This is a genomic window from Ectopseudomonas oleovorans (assembly GCF_003052605.1).
Taxonomy (GTDB): domain Bacteria; phylum Pseudomonadota; class Gammaproteobacteria; order Pseudomonadales; family Pseudomonadaceae; genus Aquipseudomonas; species Aquipseudomonas oleovorans_A.
This window is the reverse complement of the sequence record NZ_QASO01000048.1, coordinates 27954-42625: the sequence shown is the minus strand read 5'-3', so window position 1 is coordinate 42625 and position 14672 is coordinate 27954. Positions and strand designations below refer to the sequence as shown.

Genomic DNA, 14672 nt, shown 5'->3' with positions numbered 1-14672 from the left:
GTGGCTGGGTCGTGGAAATGCGACTACCTGGGGTATGGGATGAGTTGGCACTCGCAGCCTAGACTGCGAGTGGCAACCATGAGCCTGCGCCGTGTGCGCGACCGTCTCAGGGAACTGCTGCGAGGGGTGCGGGGCCACAAGATGGCGAATGTCATCGAGCGGGTAAACCCGGTGCTGCGAGGCTGGGCAGGCTACTTCAAGCTCAGCCAGAGCAAGCGTCCACTGGAAGAGCTGGATGGCTGGGTCAGGCACAAACTTCGCTGTGTCATCTGGCGGCAATGGAAGCAGCCCTCTACGAGGGCGCGCAACCTGATGCGCCTGGGATTGAGCGAGGAGCGTGCCTGCAAGTCGGCCTTCAATGGCCGAGGCCCGTGGTGGAACTCAGGAGCGCCGCATATGAATCAGGCGCTGCCGAAGAAGCTATGGGACAGACTTGGACTGGTCTCGATACTGGATACGATCAATCGGCTTAACCGCATGGCCTGAACCGCCGTGTACGGAACCGTACGCACGGTGGTGTGGGAGGACGGCGGCCGTGAGGCCGCCTCCTACCCGATCCTGCCATTCAAGGATGACTGCCGTAGGGTGCGTCGCGCGCGCCGCCGGTTGGTCTGCGTTACAGCTTCCACGCCCGGCGTAGCGTCTGCACCGCCTCGATGATTTGCGCCTCGGGCACCGCGGCAAAGCCCAGCACCAGTCCAGCGCGGGCCTCCTCGGCCGTTTCGCTGTCGGGCAGCCAGTAGTCGCTCAAGGGGGTCATCTCGATACCGGCTGCGCGGGCGGCGCCGATCAGCTCGCGTTCACGGGCCAGGCTCTCGACCCTGATGCTTAGATGCAGGCCGGCTTCCACGGCCGGCAACGGTGAGCATCCGGGAATCGCCTGCGGCCAGGCCTCGATCAGAGCGTCGCGGCGGCTGCGCGCCGCCTGGCGCATGCGCCGCACATGACGCTGGAAGTGTCCGGCAGCGACAAATTCGGCCATCACCGCCTGGGTGCCGACCTCCGAGTGGCGTATCTCCAGCGCCTGGCGCCTGGCGAAGGGCTCGGCCAGCGCGGGCGGCAGCACCAGATAGCCCAGGCGCAGCGCCGGGAAGGCGAGCTTGCCGAAGGTGCCGATGTAGATCACCCGCTGCTGCCCATCCAGCGCTGCCAGTGGCGCGAGCGGGGTGCCGCTGTAGCGGTACTCGCCGTCGTAGTCGTCCTCGATGATCCAGCCGTTGACGCGCTTGGCCCATTCCAGCAAGGCCAGGCGCCTGGGCAGCGACAGGGTGACGCCGGTGGGGTACTGGTGCGCGGGCGTGACATAGGCCAGCCGGCAGTCGTGCAGACGCTGCAGGGCGTCGACGTCCAGGCCGTCATGGTCCACCGCCACGCCGCACAGCTGCGCGCCGGCCACGGCGAAGGCATGGCCGGCCGCGCGGTAGCCGGGGTTTTCGATGGCCACGCGGTCGCCCGGTTGAATCAGCAACTGCGCGCAGAGGCTGATGGCCTGCTGCGAGCCGCAGGTGATCAATATCTGCTGCGTTTCGCAGGTCAGGCCGCGGCTGCTGCGCAGGTAGGCGGCGATCAGCTCGCGTAGCTGCAGGTCACCGGCCGGGTCGACATAGCCCAGCCGTGCCAGCGCGGGTTTGCGCCAGAAGCGCGCCTGCAGGCGTGACCAGGTCTCGAAGGGGAACAGATCGAAAGCCGGTACACCGATGCGAAAGGCGCGCGGCGCGCCGCTCGGCGGCAGCGGCAGGTGGTGCGTGTGCAGGCGCTGCAGTGCCGGGCTGGATGCCGCTGGCGTAACGGCTGGAGAGGGCGTGGGGCGACTGCGCGCCAGTTCGGCGACATAGGTGCCATCGCCGACCCGCCCGGCCACGTAGCCCTCGGCATACAGCTGGTCCAGCGCGCGGGTCACGGTGTTGCGCGAGATGCCCAGTAGCGCGGCCAGCTCACGGCTGGCCGGCAGGCGCGTGCCACTGGCCAGGCGGCCATCGAGGATGCGCACGCGCAAGGCCTGGTACAGCTGACGTGCCAAGCCCTGGCCGGGTTGCAGGCGAATACCGGAAAGGTCGAACGGCAATGAGGGCGAGCGGCTCATGAGGATTGCGATTGGCTCTATGAAAGTCATCCAAAATGGATCTTACATCAGGCCAATAGCCTGCCTAGCATGGCTTCATCACATCAGGAGATGCCGCCATGTACTGCCCCGCCGCCTTTCGTCAGGACGACCTGCCCAGCCTGCACGCGCAGATACAGTCCAGTGGACTGGCCATCGTGACCAGCACTGGCGCACAGGGCCTTCAAGCCAGCCATCTGCCGCTGTTGCTTGAACCTGGCGAAGGCGAGTTCGGCACCCTGTACGGCCACTTCGCCCGCGCCAATGGGCACTGGCGCGATCTGGCCGCTGGCGCCGAGGCACTGGTGGTATTCAGCGGTGCGGACGCCTACGTGCATCCCGGCTGGTACCCGGCCAAGGCCGAGCACGGCAAGGTGGTGCCGACCTGGAATTACATCGCCGTGCATGCCTGGGGCCAGGCCGAAGTGTTCGACGAGCCCGAGCGCCTGCTCGAGCTGGTCAGCCGCCTCAGCGACCGCCACGAACAAGGCCGCGCGCAGCCCTGGGCGGTCAGCGATGCGCCGCGCGAGTACATCGACGCCATGCTGCGCGCCATCGTCGGTTTCGCCCTGCCGATCCGCCGACTCGAAGGTAAATGGAAGCTCAGCCAGAACCGCTCAGCCAGCGACCAGGCCGGCGTGCGTACCGGCCTGGCAACGTCCAACAACCCGCGCGACCACGAATTGGCAGCGCAGATGAATCCCGCCGACTGATCACCAAAGGAAGGCCATCATGCTCGACATTCGCCCTGTCACCCCTGCCGATCACGCCGCCTGGATGCCGCTCTGGCAGGCTTACCAGCGCTTCTACCAGGCCGAGATCCCGGCAGAAACCAGCGCCCTCACCTGGCAGCGCTTTCTCGACCCGGCCGAGCCGATGCATGCCGCCCTGGCCTGGCGGGACGGCGAGGCAGTCGGCCTGGTGCATTTCATCTATCACCGCAGTTGCTGGACCACGGGGGACTACTGCTACCTGCAGGATCTGTTCGTCGCCGAGCACATTCGCGGTGGCGGCATCGGCCGCGCGCTGATCGAGCACGTTTACGCCGAGGCACGCGCTGCCGGTGCCAGTCGCGTGCATTGGCTGACTCAGGAAAGCAACTACCAGGGGCGTATGCTCTACGACCGCATCGGCGACCGCTCCGGTTTTATCCAATACAGAAAACTGCTCTGAGGCAGGCCTCACTCCATCTCGAACAATCCACCCCGCAGCTGCGCGCCGCCCAGGCGCTGGCGGATGTCGTCGTCGATGCGCGGGTCGTCGGGGGCGTAGAGCATCAACTGGCGATAGGCGTTGACCCGGTTGATCTCGTTGCCCAGGTACTGCCAGACCACGCGGGTGCAGGCCGGTGTACGCCGGTCGCCGCTGGAGACGCCGGTCTTGATGCCGTTGAGGCGGATGATGCGGCTCTTGAAGCTGGGAATCAGGATGGTCTGGCTCATCTCGTTGCCGGTGAGCGACTCGTAGTCCACCAGAAACAGGCGGTCCTGCAGGAAGAACGCCGTGCCCAGGTAGCGACAGCGCACCCAGTCCTCACTGCCGCCGCGTGTAGGTTCCTGGCGCTCCTGGCGTTCCTGGCGCTCGAACAGGTAGTTGCCGCGCTCCTCGCGCAGGTGCACCAGTGACAGCAGCACGTGCCCCGGCACCGACATGCAGTTGGAGTATTCGAAGTAGTAGCCGCAGTAGCGCTCCATCGGGCTGGCCTGACGGCGCAGTGGGGCGAACAGGTCCAGCAGTGGGTCGTTGCCGCTGTGCTGCTGCGCATCGCCGCTGCGGGCACCGATCAGGCGGGTGAACTGTTCGGCCGGCATGGCCAGCTCGAAGGGCTCTACGCCGAAGAAATCGCAGATGCGCTTGAGGTTGTGCGTGGTCGGCCGACTCTGCCCGGCCAGGTAGCGGTTGAACTGCGCACGGTTGATCGACAGCTTGCGACACACCTCGGCAATCGAGCGGTAATGGCTGCAGAGCAGTTTCAGGTTGCTGCCGAGGGAATCGGACATATGGCCGCTCCAGCTGATGCGAATGACGCGATTCTAGCATCAACTCGCATCAGGTCGCCGCGACCTGCGAAATTGTCCCGCGCGGCGCCTTCACCAAAGATTGCGCCACCCGCCCGGTGCGGCGCATTCCCATTCAGAACAACAAGAGAGAAAGCCTCCATGCTCGATCTTCTCAATGACCTCATCTGGAGCAAGCTGCTGATCGTGATGCTGATCGGCCTTGGTCTGTACTTCACCGTCGCCTCACGTTTCGTCCAGTTTCGCTACTTCAGCAGCATGTTCCGCATCTTCAGTGAGGCATTCAAACGCCAGCCGGGTCAGCTCAGCTCGTTCCAGGCACTGATGCTGTCGGTGGCTGGCCGCGTCGGCGCCGGCAACATCGCCGGTGTATCCGTGGCAATCATGCTCGGTGGCCCGGGCGCCATCTTCTGGATGTGGGTCGTGGCTCTGGTCGGCATGGCCACCAGCTACTTCGAGTGCTCCCTGGCGCAGCTGTACAAGCGGCGTGAACCGGATGGCACCTACCGTGGTGGCCCGGCCTTCTACATCCAGCACGGCCTCGGCCAGCGCTGGCTGGGTGTCGTCGTGTCGATCCTGCTGCTGGTGACCTTCGGCTTCGGCTTCAACGCCGTGCAGTCGTTCACCGTGGCCAGCTCGCTGCATGACACCTTCGGCCTGCCGACCATCGTCAGCGGCCTGATCCTGACCGGGGTGATCGGCGTGATCATCTTCGGCGGCATCAAGCGCATCGCCAGCATGGCCGACGTGCTGGTACCGATCATGGCGTTCTCCTACATCGGCATGGCGCTGGTGGTGATCGGCATGAACCTCAGTGAGGTGCCGGCTACCTTCGCCATGATCTTCAAAGCGGCCTTCGGCCTGGAGCCGGCCTTTGCCGGCGGCATCGGCGCGGCCATCATGATGGGCGTCAAGCGCGGCCTGTTCTCCAACGAAGCGGGGCTGGGCAGCGCGCCGAACGTGGCGGCGGTGGCCGAGGTCAAGCATCCGGCGGCGCAGGGCATCGTGCAGTCGCTGAGCGTGTTCATCGACACCCTGCTGGTGTGCACCAGCACCGCGCTGATCATCCTGCTCTCCGGCGTTTACCAGCCGGGCAGCGAAATGGCCGGTGTCGTCCTGACCCAGACCGCCCTGGCGGCCGAAGTCGGTGAGTGGGGCCGGGTGTTCGTCAGCATCGCCCTGCTGCTGTTCGTCTTCACCACCCTGATCTACAACTACTACCTGGGTGAAAACGCCCTGGGCTTCTTCAGCCAGAAGCGCGGCCCGGTGGTGATCTACCGCGTGCTGGTGGTGGCTCTGGTGCTGTGGGGCTCGGTGCAGGATCTGGGCACCGTGTTCGCCTTCGCCGACGTGACCATGGGCCTGCTGGCGATCTGCAACCTGATTGCCCTGGCACTGCTGTTCAAGGTGGGCCTGCGCCTGATGCGCGACTACGATGCTCAGATCAAGGCCGGGGTCGAGTCGCCGGTGTTCGATCCGCAGAAGTTCGCCGACCTGGATCTCGATCCCAAGGTCTGGCAGGCTCCGGCAGATGCTCCGGTAACCCACGCCGAACTGGGTGATCGCGTTTACCAGCGCTGATAGCCCCTGCTCGAAGAAGGGGGCGCTGCCTAATGCTGATCAGATAAGTTCGTCACCACCCCCTCCTACTTGCAGTAGAGGGGGCGCTTTTCGTAGGAGCCAGCTTGCTGGCGATGCTTTTTATGGCGGATCGCCGGCAAGCCGGCTCCTACAAAGATCGAGTGCAACGGCTTAACTGACTGACATTAGGGCGCTGCCCCCTTTTTTATCGCCCGCATTTCCCGAGGAGAGCCCATGGCGACCCCAGAAAAACTCCTGGTGCTGTACACCGGCGGCACCATCGGCATGCAGATGAGTGCAGACGGCCTGGCGCCGGCTTCGGGTTTCGAGGCGCGCATGCGCACCCAACAAGCCAGCGAGAACGCCAGCGAACTGCCGCAATGGACCTTCCGCGAGCTGCTGCCGCTGATCGACAGCGCCAACATGAACACCGGCCACTGGCTGGCGCTGCGTGACGAGATCGTCACCGCCGTGCAGACCGATGGCCACGACGCCGTGCTGGTACTGCATGGCACCGATACCCTGGCCTACAGCGCCGCCGCGCTGAGTTTTTTGCTCCTTGGCCTCGACGTACCGGTGGTGCTGACCGGCGCCATGCAGCCAGCCGGTGTCGATGGCGGCGATGCCTGGCCCAATCTGTTCGGTGCCATGCGTGCGCTGTACCGCGGCGTGAAGCCGGGCGTGCACCTGTACTTCAACGGGCAGCTACTGCATGGCGCACGTTGCTCGAAGTTGCGCAGCGATGCCTTCGACGCCTTCCAGGTGCTGCCGCGTCAGCGTCAGGCCGAGCGGGCAGAGGTCTCTGCACGGATCGACTATCGCCAAGCACGCAAGGCCGTGAACCTTGCCGTATTGCCGCTGCATCCGGCCATGCAGGCCGGGCATCTGCAAGCGCTGCTGACCAGCGGCGTGCAGGGGCTATTGCTGGAGTGTTACGGCAGCGGCACCGGCCCGGCCGGCGACGCGCAATTGATGAGCGTGCTGCGTGAAGCGCATCAGCGCGGCGTGGTATTGGCGGCGATCAGTCAGTGCCCGCAAGGCCATGTGCAGTTCGGCGTGTACGCGGCCGGCAGTCGTCTGGCCGAGGTGGGCCTGGTGTCCTGTGGCGGCATGACCCGCGAAGCCGCACTGGGCAAGCTGTTCGCCCTGCTCGGCGCCGGTTTGCCGCAAACGGAGGTTGAGCACTGGCTGGCGCGCGATCTCTGTGGTGAGATGAGCGACTGATCCACCTGCCCAAACAGAGGAAGGACGATGAGCATCGAAATTCGCCCTGTAGTCGCTGCCGATCACCAAGCCTGGTTGCCCTTGTGGCAGGGCTACCAGCGCTTCTACATGACCGAGATTCCAGCCGAGACCAGCGCCGTTACCTGGCAGCGCTTTCTCGACCCCGCCGAGCCCATGGGCGCCGCCCTGGCCTGGCGTGATGGGCAGGCTATTGGTTTGGTGCACTGGGTCATCCACCGCTCGACCTGGACCACCGGCGACTATTGCTACCTGCAGGACCTGTTCGTCGCCAAGGGTGAGCGCAGCGGTGGCATCGGGCGCAAGTTGATCCAGCATGTGTTTGAGCAGGCGAGCGCCGCCGGCTGCTCGCGGGTGCACTGGCTGACGCACGAGACCAACAGCCAGGCCAAGCTGCTGTACGAGCGCATCGGTGAGCGCTCGGGATTCGTGCAGTACCGCAAGCTGTTGTAAGGCCCCGCATCACGTGCGGGCGGCGATTGGCCGCGCTGGCCGCCCGACAGGACGCGCCATGCGCAGCAGCACTTATGCGCGGCTAAAAACACCGACCAGCCGATGCGCTCGCTGAGCAGCTCCAGCGCCTTGATCCCGGCCAGGGAGTTACCCGCAGCGTTCAACTCCGGTGACCACACGCACACACTGAACTGCCCGGGGACGACCGCGACGATGCCGCCGCCCACACCGCTCTTGCCCGGCAGGCCAACGCGGTAGGCGAAGTTGCCCGCTTCGTCATACAGGCCGCTGGTGGCCATGATGGCGTTGATCTGCTTGGTCTGGCGGGGCGACAGCACCTGCTCGCCGCTGTGCTGGCAGAAGCCTTCATTGGCCAGGAAGCCAAAGGCGCGCGCCAGGTCGACGCAGCTCATGCGCAGCGCGCAGCAGCTGAAGTAGCTGCGCAGCACGGCCTCGACTTCGTTATGAAAATTACCGAACGACTGCATCAGGTAGGCTGCTGCGGCGTTGCGCGCGCGGTGCTGGTACTCGGACTCGGCGACATGATTGTCCACCGTGACCTCGGGGTTGCCCGACAGGCGCCGGACGAAGTCGCGCATCGACAGCGCCGGTGCGGCGTAGCGCGACTGGTTGATGTCGCAGATCACCAGGGCACCGGCATTGATGAACGGATTGCGCGGCTTGCCACGCTCGAATTCGAGCTGCACCAGCGAGTTGAACGGCTGTCCGGACGGCTCATGGCCCAGGCGCTGCCAGATGCTCTCGCCGCTGTGGCCGATGGCCTGGACCAGGCTGAACACCTTGGAAATGCTTTGGATCGAGAAGGGCGTACGGGCATCGCCGGCGACATGCACCTGGCCGTCGTTGCCGTATACGGCGATGCCCAGTTGGTCAGGCACCACGCTGGCCAGCGCTGGAATGTAATCGGCCACCTTGCCCTGGCCGATCAGCGGGCGAACTTCATCGAGAATTTCGTTCAACAGCGCTTGCATGCTCAGGCTCGCGAGGGCGCCGGGCTTGCCCAGCATGTCTGAGCTAGACGCCCATTGACGGACACGAATCACAGCGCGCGGCTTGCTCTGCACGGTTCTGCGCCCTAGTCTCGGCCTCTTACTGTCGACGGCGTAGCCTGATGTCCACCGTTCTCAACGTCCTGCTGCCGATCTTCGGCCTGATCCTGGTCGGCTACATCTGCCGGCGAACCAATCGCCTGGGGCCGACTGCGGCATCGGAGATGAATCGCTTCGTGGTCTGGCTCGGCCTGCCGGCCCTGCTCTTCAGCCTCACGGCCAAGGCCGACTGGGCGCAGATCTGGCAGCCGGGGTTCCTGCTCGCCTTCACCGGCGGCATGCTCGCGGTGTTTCTGCTCACCCTGGTGTATCGCTGGAAAACCACCGGCAGCCTGGTCGACGCCAGTATCGACGGGCTTAGCGCCGGTTACGCCAACACCGGCTATATCGGCATTCCGCTGTGCGTGCTGGTACTGGGTGAGGACGGCATGGCGCCCGCGCTGATCGCCTCGCTGCTGGTGGTCTGCGTGCTGTTCGGCCTGGCGGTGGTGTGCATCGAGGTGGGTCTGCAGAGCAAGAAGGGGCTGGGCGGCGCCATCGTTCAGGTGGTCACCGCGCTGTTGAAGAACCCGCTGGTGATCGCACCACTGCTCGGTGCTGCCTGGGCCTTTGGTGGCGTGCAGATGCCCGCAGCGCTGGACGAGTTTCTGCGTCTGCTCGGCGCCGCCACCGTACCCTGTGCGCTGGTGTCGCTGGGCTTGTTCCTGGCGCAGCGGCAGAGCGGGCCGAGCGACGGTGCCTGGCCGCTGGTGGCGCTCAAGCTGGTGCTGCAACCGCTGGTGACCTGGTTCATCGCCTTCGTGCTGCTCGACCTGCCGCCGTTCTGGGCGCATGCCGCGTTGCTGCTCAGCGCACTGCCAACCGGCACCGGGCCGTTCATGCTCGCCGAGTATTACCAGCGCCAGGCGGCGCTGGTGTCGCGGGCGATCCTGTTTTCCACCCTCGGTTCGCTGCTGACCCTGTCGCTGATCCTGCTGGCGATCAGCCCTTGAGCTGCAGCTCAAGGCCCAGTTGCCGGGACAAGCAGGGCCAGCGCTGCCAGGCCGATGCGGTGTCCGGCGCCGCCAGGCGCTCGCGGTAGGCCTGCGCCGAGGGTTGCTCGAAGCTGGCGTCATCGAGCATACCGGTCAGGGCATGATGCACGGCTTCGTCGAGCTGGTTGGCAAAGGGCTCGCCAATCAACTGGTGGGCGATCAGGTTAGCGCGCGTGGTGTCCAGCGGGATCAGCGGCTGGCCGAAATGGGCGATGTAGCGGTCGTTGACCTCCTCCACCAGGCGATGCGCCAGATAGGCTTCATCGAGCAGACCCACGAGCCCTTCATGGCCTTGCATCAATGCCGGCGGCTGCAGGAAGAAATGCTCGGCGATCTTCAGCACGGGTTTTACCACCGCCTCGATCCCCGCCTCCTGCGCCACCTTGGCAGCGGCATCGAGCACATCCGGCACCTGCTCGATATAGGCGATGACGAAGGCCGTCAGCGCATCCGGGGCAGCGTCCTGCGGCAAGCGGATGGCGGGGTGCAGACCATCCAGCTGGGCCTGCAGCATGCGCGCGAGCACCTGGCTGCCATGTTCCTGCTGGCGCGCCTGGGCGATCAATTGACGAATGGCGACGGTGCTCATGACTACTCCTACATGTCTGGACATGGGCGTGAACCTTAGCCGGCCGTTGTGGCGTGCTAAGACGCGATTGTCATAACTTTTTCATACTTATGAGAGTTCGCTATATCCAACTGTTTCAGAATAGCTACACCCCGCATCAGCCGTGGGGTTTAGGACAAAGCTTGCGCGTCTTCAGCCATTTTTGTCTGAACGTTGCGAGGTAAACCTCGCTGTCTATACTCGATTTCGAAAGGCAGTACCTGATGGAACCGGACGGGCTTTGGCACGGGAGGTTTCGGCAGCAGTCGCCAGCAGTCGAGCGTGGCCCGCGGACAGTGATTCCGCCGTACAGGCTCATGGCAGTCGATCCCTTAGCCGCAGGCTCAGCCGGCGGGATAACAAGAACAATCAAGGGGAACCCGCAATGATGCGACATCCACGAGTCTGGATGGGCCTCCTGCTGTGGCTGGCATTGGGCTCGGCGCATGCGCAGTGGACGGTCAATATGACGCCCGGTGTCACTGACGTCAGCCGCTCCGTGTTCGATCTGCACATGACCATCTTCTGGATCTGCGTCGTGATCGGTGTGATCGTGTTCGGCGCCATGTTCTGGTCGATGATCATGCACCGCCGCTCCACCGGCCAGAAACCCGCGCATTTTCACGAAAGCACCACCGTCGAGATTCTCTGGACCGTGGTGCCGCTGGCCATCCTGGTGGTGATGGCGATTCCGGCGACCAAGACGCTGATCGAGATCTACGACACCTCGGAGTCCGAGCTGGATATCCAGGTCACCGGCTACCAGTGGAAGTGGCACTACAAATACCTGGGTCAGGACGTCGAGTTCTTCAGCAACCTGACCACGCCGCGTTCGCAGATCAACAACCGCGAAGCCAAGGGCGAACACTACCTGCTGGAAGTCGACGAGCCGCTGGTGGTGCCGGTGGGCACCAAGGTGCGCTTCCTGATCACCGCTGCCGACGTCATCCATTCCTGGTGGGTGCCGGCACTGGCGGTGAAGAAGGACGCCATCCCCGGTTTCATCAACGAATCCTGGACGCGCATCGAGGAGCCCGGCATCTACCGTGGCCAGTGCACCGAGCTGTGTGGCAAGGACCACGGTTTCATGCCGGTGGTGGTCGAGGCCAAGTCCAAGGAAGACTTCGATGCCTGGCTGGCCGAACGCAAGGAGGCTGCTGCCGCCGAGCGCGAGCTGACCAGCAAGGAATGGACCATGGAAGAGCTGATGACTCGCGGCGAGAAGGCCTATGTCACCGCCTGCGCGGCGTGCCACCAGCCTGGTGGCGAGGGCCTGCCGCCGATGTTCCCGGCCCTCAAGGGTTCGGCAATCGCCAAGGGGGACGCCGAGGCTCATATCGATATCGTCTACAACGGCAAGCCGGGCACCTCCATGGCGGCCTTCGGCAAGCAGCTGTCGCCGGTCGATCTGGCCGCCATCATCACCTACGAGCGCAATGCCTGGGGCAACAATGTCGGTGACATGGTCACGCCCAAGGACATCCTCGATTTCTCCAAGGCGCAGGAGTAAGGACATGAGTGCAGTGATCGACCACGGTCATACTGACCACCACCATGGCCCGGCCAAGGGCCTGATGCGCTGGGTGCTGACCACCAACCACAAGGACATCGGCACGATGTACCTGTGGTTCAGCTTCGCCATGTTCCTGCTCGGCGGCTCGATGGCCATGGTGATTCGCGCCGAGCTGTTCCAGCCGGGCCTGCAGATCGTGCAGCCGGAATTCTTCAACCAGATGACCACCATGCACGGCCTGATCATGGTCTTCGGTGCGGTGATGCCGGCCTTCGTTGGCCTCGCCAACTGGATGATCCCGCTGATGATCGGCGCGCCGGACATGGCCCTGCCACGCATGAACAACTTCAGCTTCTGGCTGTTGCCGGCGGCCTTCGGCCTGCTGGTCAGTACGCTGTTCATGGAGGGTGGCGGGCCGAACTTCGGCTGGACCTTCTATGCGCCGCTGTCGACCACCTACGGGCCGGAGAGCACCACCTTCTTCATCTTCGCCGTGCACCTGATGGGCATCAGCTCGATCATGGGGGCGATCAACGTGGTCGCCACCATCCTCAACCTGCGCGCGCCCGGCATGACGCTGATGAAGATGCCGCTGTTCGTCTGGACCTGGCTGATCACCGCCTTCCTGTTGATCGCGGTGATGCCGGTACTGGCTGGCTGCGTGACCATGATGCTGATGGACATTCACTTCGGCACCAGCTTCTTCAATGCTGCTGGCGGCGGTGATCCGGTCTTGTTCCAGCACGTATTCTGGTTCTTCGGCCACCCCGAGGTGTACATCATGATCCTGCCCGCCTTCGGTGCGGTCAGCTCGATCATCCCGGCCTTCGCGCGCAAGCCGCTGTTCGGCTACACCTCGATGGTCTACGCCACGGGGGCGATCGCCTTCCTGTCGTTCATCGTCTGGGCGCACCACATGTTCACCGTTGGCATCCCGCTGACCGGCGAGCTGTTCTTCATGTACGCCACCATGCTGATTGCCGTGCCCACCGGGGTGAAGGTGTTCAACTGGGCCAGCACCATGTGGCAGGGCTCGATGACCTTCGAGGCGCCGATGCTGTTCTCGGTGGCCTTCGTCATCCTGTTCACCATCGGTGGTTTCTCCGGGCTGATGCTGGCCATCGCCCCGGCGGACTTCCAGTACCACGACACCTACTTCGTGGTGGCGCACTTCCACTACGTGCTGGTACCCGGTGCGATCTTCGGCATCTTCGCCTCGGCCTACTACTGGCTGCCCAAGTGGACCGGCCACATGTATGACGAAACCCTGGCCAAGCTGCATTTCTGGATGAGCTTCATCGGCATGAACCTGGCGTTCTTCCCGATGCACTTCGTCGGCCTGGCCGGCATGCCACGGCGCATCCCCGACTACAACATGATGTTCGCCAACTTCAACATGGTCTCCAGCATCGGCGCCTTCATGTTCGGCGCCACCCAGTTGCTGTTCCTGTTCATCGTCATCAAGTGCATCCGTGGTGGCAAGCCGGCCCCGGCCAAACCCTGGGACGGTGCCGAAGGCCTGGAGTGGACGGTGCCGTCACCGGCGCCCTACCACACCTTCAGTACACCGCCGGAAGTGAAGTAGGAGGTCTGCCGTGAGCGAGGTCATTGCGACTCGTCGTCTGGTTAGCCGTCTGCTGGTCGTGGTGGTGGTGATGTTCTGCTTCGGCATCTTCGTCCTGCCGCCTTTCTACGACGCCATGTGCCGGGTGTTCGGCATCAACGGCAAGACGGCAGGGGCCTACCAGGGTGAGCAGATGATCGACGTGGCTCGAGAGGTGCGCGTGCAGTTTCTCGCCACCAATTCGGCCGGGATGATCTGGGAGTTCGGCCCGCAAGCGGACGAAATAGTGGTTCACCCGGGCGAAGTAGGCGACATGCTGTTCGTCGCCTACAACCCCAGCGACCAGCCGATGATGGCGCAGGCCGTCCCCAGCGTATCGCCATCGCGGGCGGCGGCCTTCTTTCACAAGACCGAGTGCTTCTGTTTCACCCAGCAGGTGCTGCAGCCGGGCGAACGCATCGAAATGCCGGTGCGCTTCATCGTCGACCGTGACCTGCCACAGGACGTGAAGCACCTGACGCTGGGCTACACGCTGTTCGATATCACGGCGAGCAAACCGCCAGTGGCACAGGCTCCATAAGGAGAACAACAATGTCGAGTCACGAAAGTCACGAGAACTATTACGTACCGGCGCAGAGCAAGTGGCCCATCGTCGCCACTATCGGCCTGCTGGTCAGCTTCTACGGTGTCGGTACCTGGTTCAACGATCTGTCGGCAGGCCGCGAAGGTTCCAACGGACCGCTGATCTTCTTCGTCGGCGGGCTGATTCTGGCCTGGATGCTGTTCGGCTGGTTCGGTAACGTCATCAAGGAAAGTCGTAGCGGTTTGTACAGCGCGCAGATGGACCGCTCCTTCCGCTGGGGCATGAGCTGGTTCATCTTCTCCGAGGTGATGTTCTTCGCCGCCTTCTTCGGCGCCCTGTTCTATATCCGTACCTGGGCCGGCCCCTGGCTTGGCGGCGAGGGTGACAAGGGCGTGGCCAACATGCTCTGGGAAGGTTTCGAATACAGCTGGCCGCTGTTGCAGAACCCCGACTCCAAGCTGTTCCCGCCGCCAACCGGGGTGATCGACCCCTGGCACCTGCCGCTGGTCAACACCATCTTGCTGGTGTCATCCAGCTTCACTATTACCCTGGCTCACCACGCGCTGAAGAAGAACCACCGTGGCCCGCTCAAGGCCTGGCTGGCGGCGACCATCGTCCTCGCCCTGGCGTTCCTGTTCTTTCAGGTCGAGGAATACATCGAGGCCTATACCGAGCTGGGGCTGACCCTGGGTTCGGGCATCTATGGTGCCACCTTCTTCATGCTCACCGGCTTCCACGGCGCGCATGTGACCTTGGGCACCATCATCCTGATCGTGATGCTGGTGCGCATCACGCGCGGGCATTTCGACGCCGATCAGCACTTCGGCTTCGAGGCGGCCGCCTGGTATTGGCACTTCGTCGATGTGGTCTGGCTGGGATTGTTCGTCTTCGTCTACGTACTGTAGC

At 64.0% G+C, this 14672-nt stretch carries 14 protein-coding genes and 1 pseudogene; 11 read left to right on the top strand and 4 right to left on the bottom strand.

Going from position 1 to position 14672, the window contains the following annotated elements:
* On the top strand, positions 1 to 486 hold a 486-nt coding region (locus tag DBO86_RS09175; RefSeq protein ID WP_279630231.1), incomplete at its 5' end, for a group II intron maturase-specific domain-containing protein.
* Positions 487 to 616: 130 nt separating this feature from the next.
* On the opposite strand, the gene pdxR is transcribed toward DBO86_RS09175, so the two are convergent.
* Positions 617 to 2083, bottom strand: coding sequence for a MocR-like pyridoxine biosynthesis transcription factor PdxR (gene pdxR / locus DBO86_RS09170; protein WP_108233513.1), 1467 nt, complete (start codon positions 2081 to 2083; stop codon positions 617 to 619).
* Between the two features lie 98 nt (positions 2084 to 2181).
* Here pdxR and DBO86_RS09165 point away from each other — a divergent pair, with 98 nt between their 5' ends.
* Complete coding sequence (locus DBO86_RS09165; protein WP_108233512.1) at positions 2182 to 2814, top strand: FMN-binding negative transcriptional regulator; 633 nt, start codon at positions 2182 to 2184, stop codon at positions 2812 to 2814.
* 19 nt (positions 2815 to 2833) lie between these two features.
* Positions 2834 to 3274, top strand: a complete 441-nt coding sequence (locus tag DBO86_RS09160; protein WP_108233511.1) for a GNAT family N-acetyltransferase — start codon at positions 2834 to 2836, stop codon at positions 3272 to 3274.
* 8 nt (positions 3275 to 3282) lie between these two features.
* Here DBO86_RS09160 and DBO86_RS09155 read toward each other — a convergent pair whose 3' ends face one another.
* Positions 3283 to 4101 (bottom strand): helix-turn-helix domain-containing protein, encoded by an 819-nt coding sequence (locus DBO86_RS09155; protein WP_108233510.1) that lies wholly within the window; start codon positions 4099 to 4101, stop codon positions 3283 to 3285.
* Between the two features lie 159 nt (positions 4102 to 4260).
* Between DBO86_RS09155 and DBO86_RS09150 the strand changes: the two genes are divergently transcribed.
* The 3 genes from DBO86_RS09150 to DBO86_RS09140 all read left to right on the top strand — a co-directional run bounded on the left by DBO86_RS09150 (position 4261) and on the right by DBO86_RS09140 (position 7395).
* Complete coding sequence (locus DBO86_RS09150; RefSeq protein WP_108233509.1) at positions 4261 to 5700, top strand: alanine/glycine:cation symporter family protein; 1440 nt, start codon at positions 4261 to 4263, stop codon at positions 5698 to 5700.
* 234 nt (positions 5701 to 5934) lie between these two features.
* Positions 5935 to 6924, top strand: a complete 990-nt coding sequence (locus DBO86_RS09145) for an asparaginase (protein WP_084341733.1) — start codon at positions 5935 to 5937, stop codon at positions 6922 to 6924.
* Positions 6925 to 6951: 27 nt separating this feature from the next.
* Positions 6952 to 7395 (top strand): GNAT family N-acetyltransferase, encoded by a 444-nt coding sequence (locus DBO86_RS09140; RefSeq protein WP_074857161.1) that lies wholly within the window; start codon positions 6952 to 6954, stop codon positions 7393 to 7395.
* A gap of 86 nt (positions 7396 to 7481) precedes the next feature.
* Here the strand turns inward: DBO86_RS09140 and glsB are convergent.
* Positions 7482 to 8387: pseudogene (glsB, locus tag DBO86_RS09135) on the bottom strand (glutaminase B); the annotation flags it as partial.
* Between the two features lie 140 nt (positions 8388 to 8527).
* On the opposite strand from glsB, the gene DBO86_RS09130 reads away from it, so the two are divergent.
* Positions 8528 to 9457, top strand: coding sequence for an AEC family transporter (locus DBO86_RS09130; protein WP_108233508.1), 930 nt, complete (start codon positions 8528 to 8530; stop codon positions 9455 to 9457).
* On the opposite strand, the gene DBO86_RS09125 is transcribed toward DBO86_RS09130, so the two are convergent.
* Entirely contained in the window at positions 9447 to 10088 is a 642-nt protein-coding gene (locus tag DBO86_RS09125; protein ID WP_108233507.1) for a hypothetical protein, read from the bottom strand. The genes DBO86_RS09130 and DBO86_RS09125 overlap by 11 nt on opposite strands.
* A 403-nt stretch (positions 10089 to 10491) precedes the next feature.
* Between DBO86_RS09125 and coxB the strand changes: the two genes are divergently transcribed.
* From coxB to DBO86_RS09105, 4 genes are read left to right on the top strand one after another with little or no spacing between them, the layout of a single operon-like run.
* Positions 10492 to 11616 (top strand): cytochrome c oxidase subunit II, encoded by a 1125-nt coding sequence (coxB, locus tag DBO86_RS09120; protein ID WP_108233506.1) that lies wholly within the window; start codon positions 10492 to 10494, stop codon positions 11614 to 11616.
* A 4-nt stretch (positions 11617 to 11620) separates the two neighbouring features.
* Positions 11621 to 13204 carry a cytochrome c oxidase subunit I gene (gene ctaD, locus DBO86_RS09115; protein ID WP_108233505.1) on the top strand — a complete coding sequence of 528 codons (1584 nt, stop codon included), beginning with the start codon at positions 11621 to 11623 and terminating at the stop codon, positions 13202 to 13204.
* A 10-nt stretch (positions 13205 to 13214) separates the two neighbouring features.
* Positions 13215 to 13763 (top strand): cytochrome c oxidase assembly protein, encoded by a 549-nt coding sequence (locus DBO86_RS09110; RefSeq protein WP_108233504.1) that lies wholly within the window; start codon positions 13215 to 13217, stop codon positions 13761 to 13763.
* Positions 13764 to 13774: 11 nt separating this feature from the next.
* The gene (locus tag DBO86_RS09105; RefSeq protein WP_021487545.1) at positions 13775 to 14671 is read left to right on the top strand and encodes a cytochrome c oxidase subunit 3; all 897 of its coding nucleotides are present in this window, start codon (positions 13775 to 13777) and stop codon (positions 14669 to 14671) included.
* The last annotated feature ends 1 nt before the right edge of the window (position 14672 follow it).

Excerpts from the sequence above, each read along its gene's own strand:
- ctaD (WP_108233505.1), top strand. The coding sequence starts at position 11,621 with ATGAGTGCAGTGATCGACCACGGTCATACTGACCACCACCATGGCCCG.
- pdxR (WP_108233513.1), bottom strand. The coding sequence starts at position 2,083 with ATGAGCCGCTCGCCCTCATTGCCGTTCGACCTTTCCGGTATTCGCCTG.
- DBO86_RS09150 (WP_108233509.1), top strand. The coding sequence starts at position 4,261 with ATGCTCGATCTTCTCAATGACCTCATCTGGAGCAAGCTGCTGATCGTG.
- DBO86_RS09155 (WP_108233510.1), bottom strand. The coding sequence starts at position 4,101 with ATGTCCGATTCCCTCGGCAGCAACCTGAAACTGCTCTGCAGCCATTAC.
- DBO86_RS09105 (WP_021487545.1), top strand. The coding sequence starts at position 13,775 with ATGTCGAGTCACGAAAGTCACGAGAACTATTACGTACCGGCGCAGAGC.
- DBO86_RS09140 (WP_074857161.1), top strand. The coding sequence starts at position 6,952 with ATGAGCATCGAAATTCGCCCTGTAGTCGCTGCCGATCACCAAGCCTGG.
- DBO86_RS09130 (WP_108233508.1), top strand. The coding sequence starts at position 8,528 with ATGTCCACCGTTCTCAACGTCCTGCTGCCGATCTTCGGCCTGATCCTG.
- DBO86_RS09160 (WP_108233511.1), top strand. The coding sequence starts at position 2,834 with ATGCTCGACATTCGCCCTGTCACCCCTGCCGATCACGCCGCCTGGATG.
- coxB (WP_108233506.1), top strand. The coding sequence starts at position 10,492 with ATGATGCGACATCCACGAGTCTGGATGGGCCTCCTGCTGTGGCTGGCA.
- DBO86_RS09165 (WP_108233512.1), top strand. The coding sequence starts at position 2,182 with ATGTACTGCCCCGCCGCCTTTCGTCAGGACGACCTGCCCAGCCTGCAC.
- DBO86_RS09145 (WP_084341733.1), top strand. The coding sequence starts at position 5,935 with ATGGCGACCCCAGAAAAACTCCTGGTGCTGTACACCGGCGGCACCATC.
- DBO86_RS09125 (WP_108233507.1), bottom strand. The coding sequence starts at position 10,088 with ATGAGCACCGTCGCCATTCGTCAATTGATCGCCCAGGCGCGCCAGCAG.